Annotated in this window: 15 protein-coding genes; 5 read left to right on the forward strand and 10 right to left on the reverse strand. The window is 53.5% G+C overall.

Annotation, left to right across the window (positions count from 1 at the left end; genetic code table 11):
* The first annotated feature begins 129 nt into the window (after nucleotides 1-129).
* Genes OHL19_RS08855 through OHL19_RS08870 form a run of 4 tightly spaced genes read left to right on the forward strand, consistent with a single transcriptional unit; the run spans nucleotide 130 to nucleotide 5,279 of the window.
* A complete protein-coding gene (locus tag OHL19_RS08855; protein WP_263357286.1) occupies nucleotides 130-1,710 on the forward strand; it encodes a TolC family protein in 1,581 nt (526 codons plus the stop codon).
* Nucleotides 1,707-1,988 (forward strand): YtcA family lipoprotein, encoded by a 282-nt coding sequence (locus OHL19_RS08860; protein WP_263357287.1) that lies wholly within the window; start codon nucleotides 1,707-1,709, stop codon nucleotides 1,986-1,988. The genes OHL19_RS08855 and OHL19_RS08860 overlap by 4 nt, the downstream gene beginning before the upstream one ends.
* A 9-nt stretch (nucleotides 1,989-1,997) precedes the next feature.
* Nucleotides 1,998-3,206 (forward strand): biotin/lipoyl-binding protein, encoded by a 1,209-nt coding sequence (locus OHL19_RS08865; RefSeq protein ID WP_263357289.1) that lies wholly within the window; start codon nucleotides 1,998-2,000, stop codon nucleotides 3,204-3,206.
* A gap of 3 nt (nucleotides 3,207-3,209) precedes the next feature.
* The gene (locus OHL19_RS08870; RefSeq protein ID WP_263357291.1) at nucleotides 3,210-5,279 is read left to right on the forward strand and encodes an FUSC family protein; all 2,070 of its coding nucleotides are present in this window, start codon (nucleotides 3,210-3,212) and stop codon (nucleotides 5,277-5,279) included.
* A 40-nt stretch (nucleotides 5,280-5,319) separates the two neighbouring features.
* Here OHL19_RS08870 and OHL19_RS08875 read toward each other — a convergent pair whose 3' ends face one another.
* Genes OHL19_RS08875 through OHL19_RS08885 form a run of 3 tightly spaced genes read right to left on the reverse strand, consistent with a single transcriptional unit; the run spans nucleotide 5,320 to nucleotide 11,224 of the window.
* A complete protein-coding gene (locus tag OHL19_RS08875) occupies nucleotides 5,320-6,750 on the reverse strand; it encodes an efflux transporter outer membrane subunit (RefSeq protein ID WP_263357292.1) in 1,431 nt (476 codons plus the stop codon).
* 47 nt (nucleotides 6,751-6,797) lie between these two features.
* The gene (locus OHL19_RS08880) at nucleotides 6,798-8,051 is read right to left on the reverse strand and encodes an efflux RND transporter periplasmic adaptor subunit (protein ID WP_263357293.1); all 1,254 of its coding nucleotides are present in this window, start codon (nucleotides 8,049-8,051) and stop codon (nucleotides 6,798-6,800) included.
* Entirely contained in the window at nucleotides 8,048-11,224 is a 3,177-nt protein-coding gene (locus OHL19_RS08885) for an efflux RND transporter permease subunit (protein WP_263357294.1), read from the reverse strand. Before OHL19_RS08885 ends, OHL19_RS08880 begins: the two co-directional genes overlap by 4 nt.
* Nucleotides 11,225-11,366: 142 nt before the next feature.
* Here OHL19_RS08885 and OHL19_RS08890 point away from each other — a divergent pair, with 142 nt between their 5' ends.
* Nucleotides 11,367-11,657, forward strand: a complete 291-nt coding sequence (locus tag OHL19_RS08890; protein ID WP_263357296.1) for an ArsR/SmtB family transcription factor — start codon at nucleotides 11,367-11,369, stop codon at nucleotides 11,655-11,657.
* Nucleotides 11,658-11,693: 36 nt separating this feature from the next.
* Here the strand turns inward: OHL19_RS08890 and OHL19_RS08895 are convergent, their stop codons facing one another.
* From OHL19_RS08895 to OHL19_RS08925, 7 genes are all read right to left on the reverse strand, one after another.
* Nucleotides 11,694-12,779, reverse strand: a complete 1,086-nt coding sequence (locus OHL19_RS08895; RefSeq protein WP_263357297.1) for a YeiH family protein — start codon at nucleotides 12,777-12,779, stop codon at nucleotides 11,694-11,696.
* Nucleotides 12,780-12,806: 27 nt separating this feature from the next.
* On the reverse strand, nucleotides 12,807-12,947 hold the full coding sequence (locus OHL19_RS08900) for a hypothetical protein (protein WP_263357298.1): 141 nt from the start codon (nucleotides 12,945-12,947) through the stop codon (nucleotides 12,807-12,809).
* Between the two features lie 337 nt (nucleotides 12,948-13,284).
* Nucleotides 13,285-14,253 (reverse strand): deoxyhypusine synthase family protein, encoded by a 969-nt coding sequence (locus OHL19_RS08905; protein WP_263357299.1) that lies wholly within the window; start codon nucleotides 14,251-14,253, stop codon nucleotides 13,285-13,287.
* A gap of 107 nt (nucleotides 14,254-14,360) precedes the next feature.
* Nucleotides 14,361-15,392 (reverse strand): L-glyceraldehyde 3-phosphate reductase, encoded by a 1,032-nt coding sequence (mgrA, locus tag OHL19_RS08910; protein WP_263357301.1) that lies wholly within the window; start codon nucleotides 15,390-15,392, stop codon nucleotides 14,361-14,363.
* Between the two features lie 35 nt (nucleotides 15,393-15,427).
* Nucleotides 15,428-16,291 carry a DNA-3-methyladenine glycosylase family protein gene (locus OHL19_RS08915; protein WP_263357638.1) on the reverse strand — a complete coding sequence of 288 codons (864 nt, stop codon included), beginning with the start codon at nucleotides 16,289-16,291 and terminating at the stop codon, nucleotides 15,428-15,430.
* A 5-nt stretch (nucleotides 16,292-16,296) separates the two neighbouring features.
* Complete coding sequence (gene pnuC / locus OHL19_RS08920; RefSeq protein WP_263357302.1) at nucleotides 16,297-16,926, reverse strand: nicotinamide riboside transporter PnuC; 630 nt, start codon at nucleotides 16,924-16,926, stop codon at nucleotides 16,297-16,299.
* Nucleotides 16,926-18,098 (reverse strand): phosphotransferase enzyme family protein, encoded by a 1,173-nt coding sequence (locus tag OHL19_RS08925; protein WP_263357303.1) that lies wholly within the window; start codon nucleotides 18,096-18,098, stop codon nucleotides 16,926-16,928. The genes pnuC and OHL19_RS08925 overlap by 1 nt, the downstream gene beginning before the upstream one ends.
* Nucleotides 18,099-18,303: the final 205 nt, after the last annotated feature.

Genomic DNA, 18,303 nt, shown 5'->3' on the forward strand with positions numbered 1-18,303 from the left:
TCAATCAAAGGCGACCGCAGCGAGAGCTGCGGTCGCCTCATATTGTGGTCCGGTCACGATTGATGCTTGATTTTAGAATTCAATTCTGAGATGGTTTCAGAACGGTCCGGCATCGGAAATTTACAGTCAATGTCCGATCAGCATCACAGACTGAAAGGTCACGCCTCGCGCAAGTCGTCGCGCCTCGCGCAAGTCATGGTTCCCTGTAACACCTCATCCTATTCGCAGCAAGAGGGCCTGTTCCGCGCATACGCGGCATTCTTTCTACTCGCAATATTATTGGCTTGCACCCCGTATTCACACGGCCAGGCGCAAGGGCAATGTGCGGGGATTGCGACCACTCCCGCTGCTGCCGTTGATTGTGCCCGGCATACAGTTCCGCTGGATAAAGAGGCCACGCTTGATCCACTGCGTTCTTATTCTCTTGCCGAACTGATTGATATCGCCGAGATCAACAATCCTCAGACGCACATCCTCTGGGAGCGCGCCAGGCAGGCTGCAGAGCGCCTCGGCATCGCCCGCAGCGCATACTTTCCCGTACTCGCCGGCATCGCCGCTGCCGGAGATTCGCGCTCGATCGAGCCGTTCCCCGAACCGCTCGCGCTGCGAGGATACGTCATGGTAGAAGCTCCCGTGGCAGTGCCGGAAATCACGCTCAATTATCTTATCTTTGACTTCGGCAAGCGTGAGGCAGAAGTCGACGCAGCCAAGGCGCAGAAGATCGCTGCAGGCGCGAACTTCATTCGAGCGAATCAGGAGATAGCATTTCGCGTCGCAACGTCCTACTACAGGCTGCTCACCGCTCAGGAACGACTCACGGCCGCCCAGGAGACTCTCAAGACCGCTCAGACCACACAAGATGCCGCCGAGGCGCAATTGAACAATGGCCGCTCCACTTTGCCAGACGTGCTGAATGCCAAAGCTGAAACCTCGCAAGCCGTCTTCGATCTTGAGTCAGCCGATGGAGATGAAAAGATAGCACGAGTTCTGCTTACGGAAGCTGTAGGAGCCGAACCCTCGCCCGATATCAAAATCGATGGCCAGGAGAAAACTCCGTTGCCGCAGACCTTGACGATGTCAATTGACGCACTGATTGATCGTGCCATCGCAGACCGCCCTGATCTCATGGCACAGGCCTCCGAGATACGTGCCGCCGATCAGGAAGTGCGAGTCGCAAAATCAGAGTATCTTCCAAGCATCGGGCTCACCGCCAACGGTGCACAGACGTCCTTATGGCCTACCGTTGACAGCGGTAAAGTAGGCCAGGCAAGCGAGCCTACGTGGGCTGTGCAACTTGGCGTCGAGTGGCGATTGTTTGATGGAGGCGCAAGGAAAAACTCCCTGGCCATCGCACAATCAAAAGGACGCGAAGCCCGCGATGAAATGCGCGAAAAGAAAGACACAGCCACACGCGAAGTCTGGACCGCATACATCGGCTTCCGCACCGCGATTCGCAAACAGCAAGCCGCGCAGGCGCTCCTCGAGTCAGCCAATTCTTCCTACTCCGCATCGCTTGATGCATACAAGTACGGAGTCAAAAATCTGATCGATGTAGTGACCGCTGAAAAGCAATTAGCCCAGGCTCGGCTCTCCGGAGTTGCCGCGCGCTCTGAACTTATGTTGCAAGCCGTCGATCTGGAATTCGTTACCGGAAATCTCCTGCGCAAGCAGCAGCCTGCAACGCAAACATTGGATGGTCAAAAGCCATGATCGAGCGCTCGAAATCAAAACAAATATCGTTTGCATTTTTCTCACTTGGCGCAACCTTGTTTCTTGGTGGCTGCAGCCGTGCGCCTTCCGTAGATATCATCGGATCTTTCTTCCCTGTATGGATGGTCTGTCTCACCATCGCGGTGGTTCTCGCCTTCGGAGTACGCTATCTTCTACTACGCTACAAGATGGAGCAGGACGTAGGTCCCTTGGCTCTGTTCTATCCGTCAACAGTCATTCTTATCACCTGCCTCTTGTGGCTTATCTTCTTTCGCTAGGAGCATCGCATGAATCCTGCTGATCAGGAGACGGATACTCTCAGACATAAACGACTCGGCCGTTGGATTGGCATCGGTGTTGTCGCAGGAGCAGTGCTTGCGCTGCTGCTCGCCGTCTTGCTCACAGATATCCATCCCCGCACCGATGACGCCAGTGTAAGAGCAAACATTATCGGCATAGCTCCCGAAGTGAGCGGACTGCTCGTGCAGTTGCCGGTCAAGGATAACGCGTACGTTAAAAAGGGCGACCTGCTTTTTGAAATTGACCCGCGCCCGTATAAATACGCTCTGCAGCAGGCGCTTTCAGATCAGGAGGCGCTCGAACAACAGATCGTCGATGAGCAGCGCAGGATTGCAGCACAGCATAGCGCAGTCGAAGCAGCCAAAGCAGGCGTGCATCAATCGTCAACGGGCATCAAGACTGCGGGCAGCAGCGTCGATGTAGCCAAAGCATCCGTACTTCGAGCAGAAGCCGCTGCAAAAGCCGCGGACGCCCAACTCAAGCTCGCCACCAACAACCTCAATCGCATCGAGCCCTTGCTGCAAAAGCAGTATGTCACCGTCGAACAGGTAGACCAGACGCGGACAGCATTGCATGTAGCGCAAGGAAACTACGATGAGGCGCAGGCCGCGCTCGCCGTAGCTCAAGCGCAGCAGACTCAATCTGTTCTGCGCCAGCAGGAAGCAGATGCATTGGCCGTTGAGTCTCAAGCCAGATTAGGCCAGGCCATTCACACCGTCGATACCCTGGATACGTTGAAGTCGATGCGACCAGCCAAGGCCGCAAAGGTAGATGATGCGCGGCTTGATCTGGAGCGCTGTCGCGTCCTCGCTCCCTTCGATGCCTATGTCACGAACATGAATATCTCCGAAGGCGCGTACGCTCATCCCGGTACTCCCTTGTTCACATTGATCGACACGCGCACCTGGTATGTCATCGCCAATTATCGCGAAGGCAAGTTGAAGAACATCCACCTCGGATCGTATGTGGATGTATATCTCATGGGGCATCCCGATCGAAAATTTACAGGCGTAGTTGAAAGCATCGGTTTCGGCGTCTTTCCTGAAGATGGCAACGTAGCTGCAGGCCTGCCCAACATTGATCGCACATTGAACTGGGTCCATCTTTCATCCAGGTTCCCCGTGCGCGTTCGCATTGTCGATCCGGATCCACTGCTCTTTCGTATTGGATCTACTGCTGTCACGGTAGTGAGGTAACGCATGGCAACGATTGCCATGGTCCCCGTCGCCAGTTGGCCGCAGAGAATCTGGATGGATCTGCAACCCACACCGGGGCGATTGAGTGCTTCGCTGCGCATTGTTTTAGCGTCTATCATCACGCTGATTGTGTTGCACGTCTTCCAGGTTCCATTCGCATCGATCGCTCTTTATTTTGTCTTCATCGTTGGCCGCGACAGTCCCTCCGTCTCTCTTCGTTCCGGAGTCATGTCTCTACTAACACTCGTTGCTTCCGTGGCAACAGAGCTTGGCGTTGTCGCTCTCTCTGACAACGATCCAATGGCTCGCGTCATCTCCGTCGCAGTCGTATCTTTTCTCGCAGGAATGCTTGTAGTCGCAACCACTGTTCCAGTGCTGGCATCCACCTGGGGATTCATCTTCTGCACGCTGATTGCCTTATGGGAAAGGCACGCTCCTGAAGATACGTTGGTGAAAGGCTCGCTGTGGATTCTCGCAGCCATCGCCATCGCCATCAGCTCTTCCATCGCAGTTGAATACATCTTCGGTTCTCGTAATCCAGCTCTACTCCTCACCGAAGAGCGGCGCATGCGCTACCGCTCCCTCATCGAGATGTTCACTCTCTATGCAGAGGGAGCCGAGCCCGCTGTCTTACAAGCCGCCGTAACAAAGGTATCTCGCATCGCCGTTGCCGGTCAGTCCGGTATGCAGCGGCTCTATAACAGCATCGTCGATCGTAGCCTCGACGCTGGATCTCTGCCCATCGGAGCACGAGTGCGCATCACCATGATTGCGCAGCTTATGGATGTCTCAGCCACGTTCGGTTTTCAGAATCACACCGCAGATGATCCCGAAATACGACGGCGATGCGCCAGGATTGCCGCAGTCTGCAAGGTGTTGCTTCAAGACGCAACGATGCCTGACGATCAGGATCTACTCCCTGTCTCTGAACACGCTTTAACACTGCTGGATAGAGTCGAAGAAAATCTGCGCGTAATCTATTCCATGCCGCATGATTTCAGTCCTGAACGCGATAAAAATCTCGTCGCACTCCCTTCTAAAAAAGTATCGTTGCTAATTCCCGGAGCACTGAGGCAACGCAGTACATGGATCTTTGGCTTCAAGATCAGCCTGTGCGCCACACTTTGCTACATCCTCTACTTTGCCCTCGACTGGCCCGGCATTTCAACCTCGGTAACAACCGTGCTGATTACAGGACTCAGCACCACAGGCGCCTTCAAACAGAAAGTTATATTTCGTTTCGCCGGTTCACTGATAGGAGGCTTGATACTTGGGCTCGGATGTACCGCGTTTGTTTTTCCCGAGATGGATTCAATCACCGCATTGACCGTTCTCGTTGCCATACTGGCCTTCGCTTCAGCGTGGATAGCAGGCGGAAGACAGTTCAGTTATGTCGGTCTTCAGATTATATTTTCCTTCTATCTCGTAGCCTTTGAAGACTTCCACGCACCTACCCAGTTAGCCCCGGCGCGAGATCGACTGATAGGAATTCTGCTCGCACTAATTGTCATGTGGTTTGTCTTTGACCAGATGTGGCCAGTGCGAACTGTAACTGCAATGTGCCGGTCTTTTGCATCGATACTTCAGAGCGAAGCCTCGCTTTTCAGAACAGAGCTGGCAACTCCGCCGCATGATGAGATGATCCGCCAGACCGATGCATTGCGCGATCATATAGGCAAAACAATGGCTGGCATTCGCAGCATGAATGAGACCGTCGAATATGAATTTGGCGTCGATCGTCAGCAGCACATCAACGTCGCCCAGCAAATTCTTCGCGCCGCTCTCGTTGCAGTAGCCCTCGTGTGGAATGAACTTACTATTCTGCACAGCGAACAGGATGCAGACTTTCTCTCGCAATCAGGCCTGAGAGATTTGCGTAAAAACATTGCTCTGCAATTGGATGCACTCGCCGCTTCTGTTGTGGGGCAGTCATCCGCGCCCGCCGTGAGCCTTCCCGTTTCTGTTGATGCTGAGATTCTCCAGCATCCTCGCTACGGGGAATACATGCGGCAAACCCTCGCCCGCTATGAAGAACTACGATCTCTACTAGTCGAATTCCACCCGCCCCGTTAAAACGATTCGCGTCGAACCGGCAGGAACAAATACAAATACATCACTGCCACCCGCCGCCAAGCGCAGCGTAGAGTTGCACCAGGGATGCCGCCTCCTGTTGCTGAGCCTGCGCCAGTAGCAACTGCGCATTGTAGAGATCCGTATCCGTCGTAAGCACTTCAAGATAGCTGGTATTCCCCCCCGCATAACGAAGCCGCGCGAGACGCACCGCATCTGCCGCCGATGTGACCTGCGCAAATTGTTCTTCGCGGCGCTCTCTAGTCTCCTTATAGCCAACCAGAGAATTCGAAACATCCTTCAATGCATTGAGAATTGTCTTCCGATATTCGAGAACCATCTCCTGCTCCTGTGCTTGAGACAGGTGATAGTTGCTGCGTATTCGTCCTCCATCGAAGATAGGCTGTGAAAGCGATCCCGCCGCGTACCAGTATGAGTTCGCTCCCGCAAAGAGTTGTTGCAGTTGATTGCTCGAAGACCCACCCAGGCTGGTCAACGATATCTGCGGAAAGTATTGCGCTCGCGCCACACCTATCCGTGCATTCGCCGCAATAAGCTTCGCTTCGGCCTGCTGTACATCAGGGCGTCGCTCCAACAACTGCGACGGCACACCCACTGGAATCTCCTGTGGATGCGGCTGCTCCGCAATCGGCAAGCCGCGATCGATCTCTCCAGGATTATGGCCAAGCAGAATGCTGATCGTATTTTCTTCAGACGCAATTTGATTTCTCAATGCAGGTAGATTTGCCTGTGCCGCATGAAGAAGCTCTTCAGCCTGTCGCACATCGGCCATTGAAGAAGCCCCATGTCGCTCAAGAGACTGTGTCAGTTTTAATGAGTCTTGACGGGCCTTAATCGTACTCTGCGTAATTTCCAGTTGTGCATCCAGGCTTCGCAAATCAAAGTATGCTTGAGCAACATTCTGAACAAGTGTCGTGCGCGTTGCTCGCTGTCCCCACTCGCTTGCGAGCAGCTCCGCGCGTGCCGACTCAGTCTGACGCCGATACATTCCCCAGAAGTCAAGATTCCACGCAGCCGATGCGCTGAAACCTCCACCGTCGAAGAATGAATTTGCAGGAGTTCCATTACTGTTTGTACCCGCAAGCGACGTCGGTATCTGGAGCGCGGAAAAACTTCCGCCTCCACTGATCGAGGGCAATTGCTGTGAGTGCGCGATGCCAACCTGGGCCTGCGCTTCCAGCACTCGCTGCGCCGCAATACGCAAATCGAGATTGTTGGTTAGAGCTTCTTGGATGAGATGCTGTAATGCCGCATCCTGAAAGATCGCAGACCACTGCTCATCACTCAGCGACGATGTAGTCGTTGCCGGAGCTGTAGCAATATCCGGAGCAAGCGCCCCGCGATACGTCTGCGGTACATCGACAGTAGGTCGCGTATAATTGGGGCCCACTTTGCAGCCGACAATCATCGCCACCACGGCAAGCTTCACCATAATTGCAAGTATTCGTTTCATCTCAATGCCTTCCGATACTTCAGACCGCTCAATACCCATCTCACTACTCATCGCACTTCGACGATTTGGCCTTCGTTAAGCAGATCGCTCGGACTAGCTACGAGAGACTCTGATCCATTCAACCCGTTCAACACTTCGATCTGCGTTCCCATATCCCGCCCCACCAACACCGGAACGAAATGGATCTTGTCATTCGCCGTCACCGTGACAACATGCATGCCGGCACGATCGATAACAAGAGAGCTCGTAGGAATGATGAGAGAACTATGCGCTTGTGACAGGGTGAACTTGATCTGCGCATACATCCCTGGCAGCAACGATCCGTCGCGATTGTCGAGCTGTACCTCGGTCAACATCGTGCGTGCCGCGCTATCGAGTGAGCTCGCGCTGCGCACAACAGTTCCCGTGTACTCGCGACCAAGGCGCTCTTTCACTTCAACAGCAGCTTTCTGTCCATCCTGAATATTGACAGCTTCCGATTGCGGTACATCAACCTGAATACGCAACGTGCCGCTCTGTGCAACGCTGAACAGAGGCTTGCCTGCAGCCGCGCTTCCAGTGCTTACAAGATCCCCGCGCTCCACGTTTCGTTCTGTAATCACACCCTCAAACGGAGCGACCACACGTTCAAATCCCTGCATCTGTTCGAGTCGTGAAACGTTCGCGCGATTGGCAGTGACGTTTGCTTCGGCAGCGATGATATTTGCATTCGCAGCACCAACATCGGCGATGCGCGCATTGTCTGCCTGCACCGCTTCGTCAACAATCTGCTGTGAGATAGCGTGCTCCTGGCCCAGCGGAATATCGCGCTCCTTGGTCAGGCGCGTGAGTTCCGCATTCGCCTTGGACTGCTCAAGCGAAGCCTTCGCCTGCTGCAACGAAGCCTGCGATTGCGCAAGCGTCGCACGTGCCTGCAGAAGTTGCTGATCGATCTCAGGCGAAGAGATAACCGCCAGCACCTGCCCTGACTTCACATGCGTTCCGATATCGACATTGCGCTTTTCTACATAACCGTCCACACGCGCATACACCGTCGCGTTGTAGAGAGCCTGTATATTGCCCGGCAACAAAAGCTCAGACGTAGGCTCACCCCTCTTCGCATGAGTTAACGAAACGACTGGATGCGTTATAGCGGACTCATTGACCGCAGCCAACGCTTCACGCTGCCGCGCCAGCCGCGGAAATATTCCGATAGCCAGAAGAGCGATTAACAATGCTATAGCGCCAACGATCCTCACCTTCGTTCCAGAGGAGGCATCTTTGCTTTGGCTGGTGGGTTGAATATCAAGTTGCTGCGTCATACGGCCTCCTGTGGTGTGTTGGGATTTCTTCCGTGAATCAAAGTGAACATGAGAGGAACAAAGAAGAGTGTTGCAAATGTCGCAACGCCGAGCCCGCCGATTACAGCTCGTGCCAGCGGTGCATTCTGTTCGCCACCCTCGCCCACTCCAAGCGCCATCGGCAACATGCCGATGATCATGGCAAACGCAGTCATGATGATCGGCCGCAAGCGTGTGAAGCCAGCCGTTACCGCTGCTTCAAGAGGAGCGACGCCTCGGGCGCGAAGTTCATTCGCAAACGTAACCAGAAGAATCGAGTTTGCCGTAGCCACGCCGATGGACATGATAGCGCCCATCAGGCTCGGTACATTGAACGTAGTCTGCGTTAAAAAGAGCGCCCAGACAATACCGCAGAATGCTCCAGGTAGTGCGCAGATAATGATGAACGGGTCGAGCCAGCTCTGATAGTTCACCACCATGAGCAGGTAGACCAGCAGCGCCGCAAAGGTAAGTCCAATGCCCAGCCGATTGAAGGCCTCATTCATACTTTCCACCTGTCCACGCACAACAATCTTTGTGCCTGGAGGAAGATTCTTGCTCTCTTCTTTAACGATGCGATTGATCTTCGATGCAACCGATCCTAGGTCGCTGTCCTGCGTGTTGGCAAAGATGTCGAAGACAGGCGCACCGTTATGATGGTTGATCACTACAGGCTGAATAGCCGGAGCCAACGTCGCCATATTGCCCAGCAACTCAGTACGATTGTCGACCGTGTGAAGTGGAATCGGCGTATTCTGCAATGCGTTGATTGAGTTAATGCGATACTGCGGAGTCTGCGCTGCAACCTGGTACGTAATGCCCATCTTCGGATCGAGCCAGAAGTTAGGCTGAACAGCAGCCGAAGAGCTGAGTGAAATATAGATGCTGTTCGCCACATCCTGTTGCGTTAAACCAAACTGAGCAGCGCGCACGCGGTCGATATCCAGATGAAGATCAGGAGCATTCACCACCTGGTGCATATGCACATCAACAGTGCCCGGAACAGTAGCCAGGCGTTCACGAAGGCGGCGTGCTATCTCATAGTTCGCCGGATCATAACCCTGTACCTGAACGTCGATTGGGGAAGGCAATCCGAAGTTCAGAATCTGCGTCACGATATCTGCAGGCTGAAAGAAGAAAGTGAGATCGGGAAACTGCCTCTGCAACTGCGAACGCAACTCCTTCACATATTTTTCCGTAGGCCCATGATGCTTCTCGTTGAGCGCAATCAGAATCTCCCCATCCGCACTGCTGATCGTTGCTCCATCTCCGAATGCATAGTTGAACGTTTCGAGACTGAGACCGATGTTGTCGATCATCAGTTCCGTTTCATCCGCAGGAATAGTCTTGCGGATCTGCTCCTCAACCTGGCTGAAGATAGCCTTCGTTGACTCAATACGCGTACCGGGCTGCGCTCTTACATGCAATCGAATTTGTCCCGCATCCACAGCCGGAAAAAAGTCGCGGCCCACGAAAGGCAAGAGCAGAAATGCAGTCGACATAATCGCAATGGATGTAATGAGTGCAACCCGGCGATGATGCAGTACTGTCTTCAGGGCATGCGTGTAGCGGCCCTGCACCCAAAGATAGCCTTGATTAAAGCGATCATTGATACGACCGAAGATAGAGAGTGGCTTCGATCCGTTCACGACATCTTCCGCATGCCCCTCGAATGAATGCTCTGCGCCAAGAAAGAAGTTGACCAGTACCGGCACAAGCGTTCTCGAAAGCACGTAAGATGCAAGCATCGCAAACACAACCGCAAGCGCCATCGGAGTAAAGAGATACTTCGCTGGACCAGTGAGAAAAACGACAGACACAAAGACGATGCAGATCGTTAGAGTGGACACGAGTGTCGGCGTTGCAATCTCTGAAGCTCCGATCAGAACCGCTTCTCGCAACGGCTGCTTTCCCATGTGCCGATGAATATTCTCAATCGTTACCGTTGCATCATCGACCAGGATGCCGATAGCCAGCGCGAGACCGCCGAGCGTCATCGTGTTCATCGTTTCGCCCATCGCACTCAGTACGATAATCGAACTAAGAATCGATAGTGGAATTGAAATCGCAATAATCAGCGTGCTGCGCCAACTTCCGAGAAACAGCAGAATCATTAGCGCAGTAAGACATGCAGCGATTACGCCTTCACGCAATACCCCTGCAATCGACGCTTTCACGAATATCGATTGATCAAAGAGTTCCTTGATCTTCAGTCCCTTAGGTGCAGCGGCTCGCGATGTTGGCAGGACGTCATTCTTGATCTGGTTGACAATATCCAGCGTCGACACCGATCCGGTCTTCATAATGGCCAGCAAAACCGCGGGTTTTCCATTCGCGCGCGCTGAGTTCTGTTGCACCGCCCAGCCATCTCTCACATGCGCAACATCACGCATATACACCAGTCGCCCATTGACCGTTTTGATCGGAACATCGTTCAACGACAATGCATCTACGGGACTGGAGTTAGTGCTAACCGTATATTCTCGATCGCCGATCTTTTCCGTTCCAGATGGAAGCGTTACGTTCTGCGCGTTGATAGCAGCAGTAACATCGATAGGAGTAATACCTTTCGCGAGCAGAGCATTCTGATCCAGATCAACCATGATCTGCCGTGCCACGCCGCCATAAGGAGCGGGCAACAGCGTGCCCGGTACAGTCGACAGTTGCTGGCGTACGCGGAATAATCCATAGTCATATAACTCGGATTCCGATAGCGTATCGCTGGATAAAGCAAGCTGAATAATCGGCACAGTGGATGCGCTAAAACGCAGGATCCACGGCGGATTTACACCCGGTGGCATACGAAAGCGAATCGAGTTTACGGCTGCGCCAATCTGTGACATAGCCGCATCAATACGTACCTGCGGCTGAAACGAAATCTTGATCACACTGGCGCCGTCAACCGTTTGCGAATCAATGGCTTTTACGTCGTTCACGACCGCCATTACAAATTCGCTGAAGGTAGTTACGCGCTGCTCCATTTCCTTCGCCGGAAGACCGGAATACGACCAGATCACAGTAACAACCGGGATATCGATGTTAGGGAAGATATCGGTCGGGGTTGTAGCTATCGAAGTAAACCCCAGTACCAGGATCAATATCGAAGCTACAATGAACGTATAAGGTTTGTTTAGCGCGAGTCTGACAATCCACATCTTGATCTCTCCATAGGCAAGGCATTTCCTTGCGTGGCGAGTATTTAGATGATCATCGAATAAGTAGGATTCAGATTTCTGAAAACTGCTCCTAAATCGAATCTGTCGCGTCTATTCTTAGTGGATATAAGTGAGTCGAAAAATGGGAAAGATTACAGAAAACGAAGCAGCACAAATTGGCAAGGCTCTGGGAGACCCCAACCGCCTTGCAATTTATTCGCAGATTGCGCACCACGATGAACTGTTCTGTGGCGAGATGCATGCCAAGCAGCGCATCACCTTACCGACACTCTCGCACCATCTCAAAGTACTGACAGACCTGGGACTGATTACTCATCGCAAAGAGGGCCTCAACGTTTACTATCGCGTCGTTCCAGAGCGGTTCAATGAGTACGTAAAGTTTTTGACACGTATAGGAACAAGATCAAGCTGAGTATAGGCCGCATCTCCGATGCTGAGAATGCATCGCCTATAAAGTCCAGATGCGATTGGTGCCAATAACAAGGCCTAGCGTCAGTACCGCAATCAGTACCTCACCCAGAACTCCGACTGCGAATGGTTTGAATCCCTGCCGGGAAAGTTCGCGAAAATTCGTCTTCAATCCCACTCCTGCAAATGTCAGCAGAAAAGCCCATCGCGATAAATTGGCAAGACTCTTTATCTGTCCTGCATCAAACACACCCATCGAAACCACCAGGGATATCAGTAGAAATCCCAGCACAAATTTGGGAAACTTCTGCCATAGAAACGCCGCCTTGTTGCCGACCGATCCCGCTTGTCCCTTGCGCGCCCAGTAAATTGCATAACCCAACACGACAAAGCCGATCAGTGCATTTCTGCATGTCTTTGTAAGGATCGCGACCTTGCCCGCACTATCGGAAAACAAAGCGCCAGCGGCCGTGGCTTCTGCCGTATTGTCTACTGCCAGGCCTGTCCAAATTCCATACGCATGATCGCTGAGGTGAAGCGCGCTACCCACGAGTGGAAAAGCCACGAGCGAAATAGCTCCCAAAGCAAGAATGGCTGCAATCGCAAACGAGGAATCCTCATCGTCTGCGTCGATCGCACCTTTGGCTGCAATGATGGCTGACACACCACACACCGCTGACCCAATCGCCAGCAGGTGGATCAGCTTCGGCCTCAGTCCAAAAGCCTTGCCCAGCGCAGTCATCAACAACAGCGCCCCACCAATCTCAACGAACACTAGTAACAGGCTGATGCCTCCCAGCTTGCGAATATCCGCAACCAGAAATCGCGAGCCGAGCAACACGATCCCCGCCTTCAACCAGAACTCGTAAGTATCAACGCCCGCGCTGAAAATAGCAGGCAGCTTCACCAGGTTGCCAATCAGCAGTCCAATGACAATTGCCCACAACACATACTCAATATTGGGGAAAACAATGTGATGCGTCTTCGTGTATCCATTGATCGATTGCTCAATCAACTTGGCCGCGTAGCCAATCACAGCTAGCAGCAGAATGCCGGGGATCAGTCCAATCGCACGGACCAGTGGACCCTGTGTTTTACTTTCTATCGTTGCAGCGTTCGTCTTCATTGGATTCTCTCGTTTACACAAACTGTCTTACCAGGGAACGTTCTGTAGTACGCCGGTCTTCACAAGCAAAGCAAGCAATAAGGCAAGCAGAACAGCCCACCAATCAAGCGTCATCCAGGACGCATTCTTGTTTGGCGAAGCCGTATTGATAACAGGATCATTCGACATCAAAATCTCCTCGATTCAAGCAATCTAAAAAGCAAAAGGCCCACACTCAGCGATAGCTGGCATGTGGGCCGGATGCAAAATCTGTCTGATGTATGTCTACTTCAGACTGCGACCTCCGGAACGCCAGCAGACATCCTGTCTGCAACAACAACAGTTGCAGGTGCTGGCAATTTCGAACGCACAGTATTTGCAAGACATACCGCGTTTATATCGGTATGTCTTGCAGTTCGTCAACAAAGAAACGTTAAAACTCACGCGTAGCCATCCAAAACAAAGGCCCATTTGTTTCGTTATGAACGAAATGCAAATAGGCCTTCGGTCCTGATTTTGGCTGGAGCTACCAACCCAGAACGTAAGCAAAAATCAGCGGCGCTACAATCGTCGCGTCCGATTCAATGATGAACTTCGGTGTATCGACACCAAGCTTGCCCCACGTAATCTTCTCGTTTGGCACCGCGCCCGAATACGAACCATAGCTCGTCGTCGAATCGCTGATCTGGCAGAAGTAAGCCCAGAGAGGCACATGCTCGCGCTGCAAATCCTGATGCAGCATCGGGACCACGCAAATAGGAAAGTCGCCTGCAATACCGCCCGCAATCTGAAAGAACCCCAGTGGCGTTTCTGCAGTCGTCTTCGTGTACCACTCCGCCAATTCCATCATGTACTCAATGCCCGTGCGCACCGTGTGAACCTTCTTCACATCGCCAGAGATGCAGTGCCCGGCATACATATTGCCCAGCGTTGAATCCTCCCAGCCCGGTACAAACATGGGCAGATTCTTTTCCGCCGCAGCCAGCAACCAACTGTTCTTGGGGTCGATCTGATAAGAGTCCTTCAAGTCTCCCGAAAGCAAAATCTTGTACATGAACTGATGCGGGAAGTAGTGCTCATTTGCCTGGTCTGCCCTCATCCATTCCTTCAGCACAACCTTCTCAATACGCCGCATCGCCTCCATCTCCGGGATGCAGGTATCGGTCACGCGATTCATATGCCGGCTCAGTAACTTGACCTCATCTTCTGGAGTCAGATCGCGATAATTCGGCACGCGTTCATAGAAGTCATGTGCGACAAGATTGAAGACATCCTCTTCAAGATTCGCGCCCGTGCAGGTAATCGCATGAACCTTGTCCTGACGGATCATCTCCGCCAGGCTTAAACCCAACTCGGCCGTACTCATCGCGCCGCCCATAGTTACAAACATCTTGCCGCCGGACTCAACCAGCTTGATGTAACCCTCCGCCGCATCCACCAGCGCAGCGGCATTGAAATGACGATAATGATGTTTAACAAATTCCTTAATCGACAAAGCGGAACTCCTTACGGCAATCCATGCCATCCCTGAAATTATCACAACTCTGTGACTGAGCCTGCGTTTTCACCGCGTCAATCGCGGTAAATCTTACCATCGCCATACTACTCTGTTCCTTCACGCGCATCTTTCCAAAGATCGATTTCCCCATCCTGCGCATGTTGATCGATCGCGCTCAACTCATCCGCTGTAAACTCAAGCCTCTTCACCGCGTCCAGCGAGTTATCAAGCTGCTCCACATTGCGCGCGCCAATCAAGGCTGAAGTTACGCGCGTATCACGAAGCGTCCACGCAATCGCCATCTGCGCCAGGGACTGGCCTCGACTCGCTGCAATCTCATTCAACTCACGAACTCGTTTGAGATTGTCATCGCTTAAAAAGGACTTCAAAAACGAGCCTTCAGCAGTGATCCGAGAATCGCTCGGAACACCCTTCAGATACTTGTTCGTCAGCAGACCCTGCGCCAGCGGAGAAAACGCAATGCATCCCACTCCCAACTCATCCAGGGTAGCCAGCAGATCCTTCTCGATCCACCGGTTCAGCATCGAGTAAGACGGCTGATGAATCAGCAGCGGCACGCCTTCGCTCTTCAAAATCTTCGCAGCCTCGCGCGTCCGCTCTGGACTGTAAGAAGAGATGCCCACATACAAAGCCTTGCCCTGTCGAACAGCATGAGCCAGCGCGCCCATCGTCTCTTCCAGAGGAACATCCATCGAGGGCCGATGCGAATAGAAAATATCCACGTACTCCAGACCCATGCGCTGCAGGCTTTCATCCAGGGAGGCGAGCAGATACTTACGCGAACCGCCGATACCATAAGGCCCCGGCCACATATCCCAACCGGCCTTGGAAGAGATCAAAAGCTCGTTGCGATAGCCGCGAAAATCCTTGCGCAAAATCTCGCCGAAATTCTCCTCGGCCGATCCATACGGAGGCCCATAATTGTTCGCCAAATCAAAGTGCGTTACGCCGCGGTCAAATGCGCGGCGCACCATGGCTCGCCCGGTCTCGAACGAGTTAACGCCGCCAAAGTTCTGCCAAAGCCCAAGTGAAACAGGTGGCAGTACAATCCCCGATCGCCCACTCCGTCGAAACTGCGCTCCGTCATACCGCTTCGCATCCGCTACGTAATTCATCTGCACGTCTCCTGCTCAAAGTATTTCACAGCAAATCATCCCCTGGGCACCACCAGCCGCGAAGCATACAGCAAACGAATAATCCGAAACCGATGTCCGCGAAACGGCTCCAGCAACTCCAGCATCCGCTCATCCGAACCCTCGGTTTCACCCGCCAGTGCATAACAAACTAGGTGCGGCAGGTGCAGATCACCGGGAATCGCCGCATCCGTATCTCCCGCTCCATAGCCCATTACCGACTCCGTAGTCCACGGGCCGATACCAGGTATGCGCAATAAATACTGCCGGATCCCCGCAAAGCTCATCGGATGTCTAAGCGGAACAAACATCGTCTCGCGAGCAAATCGCAGCAGTGTTCGCGCCCGCCGTTCATCCATGCCCAGCTGCTGTAACTCAAACATCGGCACCGTTGTAAGCGTTGCTGCTGAAGGAAATACCCGCAGCCCCAGTGGTCCCTCATCGCCAAATCGAGCAACGATGCGACGCCACTCCCGCATCGCATCCACGAAGCGAATTCTTTGCTGCAGAATAGCCGAGCACGTCATGTCATACAGCCACGGAACCCGCAACAATCGCAGCCCCGGCAACAATGTATGCAACCGCAGTATGCCCGTATCCTCGGTCGCAAACGTCGCATAACGATCGTCCTGCCGCAGCCCGCTTGCCGTTTCTTCCGCAAGCGCCTCCGCATCGGCGCCATAAGCGATCACCTCAAGCGAATCGCCATCACGACAAATCTCAACGGCAGCCGCCTCGCCGCGATAATAAAAAGCCTTGCGAAAAGACTCCTGCGTTAACTCCGCCGTGGAATCGTAAGGCCCCAGTTGCTGCAATGAAAATGTCCGGGCAAAATGCACCGGAAAAACTCCGACGCGCACCCGCGCTTCCTGCATTGGCACACTGTTCAAGCGACTTCAACTCCAGCACTCTTGGCCGCATCCTGTTGCATCTGCGCCCTGCGCCAATCGCGTACTCCAAGCGAAGCCAGCAGGACAAAAACTGCGTACAGTACCGCAGTCAGGCTCAGATGCTTGTACTGATATTCGGCCACGTAAATCAGGTCCAGCACAATCCATAGCCACCAGTTGACGATGTATTTTTGCGTACCCCACCATGTCCCCACAAGGCTATACGACGTCAGTGTTGAATCCAGCCAGGGCAGGGAAGCGTCCGTATGCTCCTTCATCCAATACCCCAGCAGCACACTCGCCACAGCACCAAGCGCAACATCGCGCAGCAGAGCCATTCTCTTCGGCGTCTCTATGCGAACTGCGCCTTCCCGATTCAACCCGCGCTGCCAATGCCACCAGCCATAGATAGCAAACACTACAAAAATCCATTGCAGCAGCATGTCGGAGTAGAGCTTGCTCTCGCGAAACTGCTCTCCATACAGCAGGCTCGCGCCAATCGTTATTGGCCAAGAAATCATACTGCGCCGTGTAGCCAGCCATACATCTACCGCGCTCACAACAGCCGCCAGCAGCTCAAACCAGTGCTCATTCAGCCACAAAATCAAATGGGACGCAGGTGCCATCAACGCTCATCTCCACGAGTTCTCGGCTCGGATGCCCATAGCGCAAGATGCTCCAGTAATCTTCGCCCCGACGCAGTCTCAAACCACCGCGCATGATCGACAAAATAGCCTTCGTAAGCCAGGGCAGCTTTCTCTTTCGAATGCAAAATACTCAGAAAGTAATCCGTCTCCGATAGTGCGAACTCGCAATGCACCAGCGGTAACATCGCAACCAATGCCTGCGCTTCCTCATAACTAAGCACACGTAACTCTTCATACCCTGCAAGCAAACTATCGAGATGATCCAGATGCGCAAGATCTGCGACAGGCTCATCCTTGCGCAGCCACTCAATAATGTTTCGCTCAATCGCGGTAGCCAGATCGTGCACAGCATTCGTGCGATCCGCCAGCCCAAAATCAAGGATACCCGTTACCTCCGCATCCTCGCCCGCACTGCTCCACATCAGATTCGAAGCATGAAAATCATTATGCGTCCAAAGCGGCGCAACATGCCGCAGCCATGGGCGAAGCCGCCCATGCAATGGCATCAGCAGCTCATCCATTGACTCCCGCCAATTGCGCTGCACCGCATACTCCTCAAGCAGCGGCCGCACACGCAGATACTCCGACATGCGCGATGGAGGATCATCATCCGCAAAGATAGAAAAGCTGCTGACTAACTGCTGCTTCTTGCGCGCAACAGCATCGTACCCAACCGCCGCCTCATGCATTCGAGCCATCGCTCGCCCAGCCGCAGCCGCATGTCCACAGCTTAAAAAGGGAGTCCATGAAAGCGCGTTCTCATACACATCCACGCCTTCAGCCACCGAATGCACCTCGTATGTCCACTTGCCATCCACGATGGCCGTCTCACCGTGTTCATTGGCCAGCACGCGCGGCACCAGCGCACCGCCTCGCGCGAGATGCGCAGCCAGCCGATGCTCCTCCAGCAACCCGTTTCTATCGCGAATAGCCAAAGGATGCCGCTTCACAAACACCGTGCCCAGCGGAGCGGCCACCACACTGGCAGCAGAAAACGGCCGCGGGCTGAACGAGAGCAATCGTTCCGCTCCGCCTGCCTGCGGATAGCGCCTAAGCAGCGCATCCACTTCAACCAAAGTCAGTTGCGGCCAATCCGGTTGCTCCAGCGCCCCGGTCAGTCCATGCGCATTGTCCGTACCAATCAGAATCACAATCCCCTAAGAATCCCAGTGTATCGCCGCAACCAACCCAAGCCCTAAGCCCTGACCTTTTGCCTTTGCTGTTGCCCTTGCTTTTGCAGTTGCCGTTGTTCTTGCTCTTGTCCTTGCAGTTCTGTCTGTCATTCCCGAAGGGAATCTGCTTCTCAAAAAAAAATGCCCCAACCCAAAACCCAAAAGCCCATCCAAATCCAGGGAT

Source organism: Acidicapsa ligni (genome assembly GCF_025685655.1).
GTDB classification, from domain to species: Bacteria; Acidobacteriota; Terriglobia; order Terriglobales; family Acidobacteriaceae; genus Acidicapsa; species Acidicapsa ligni.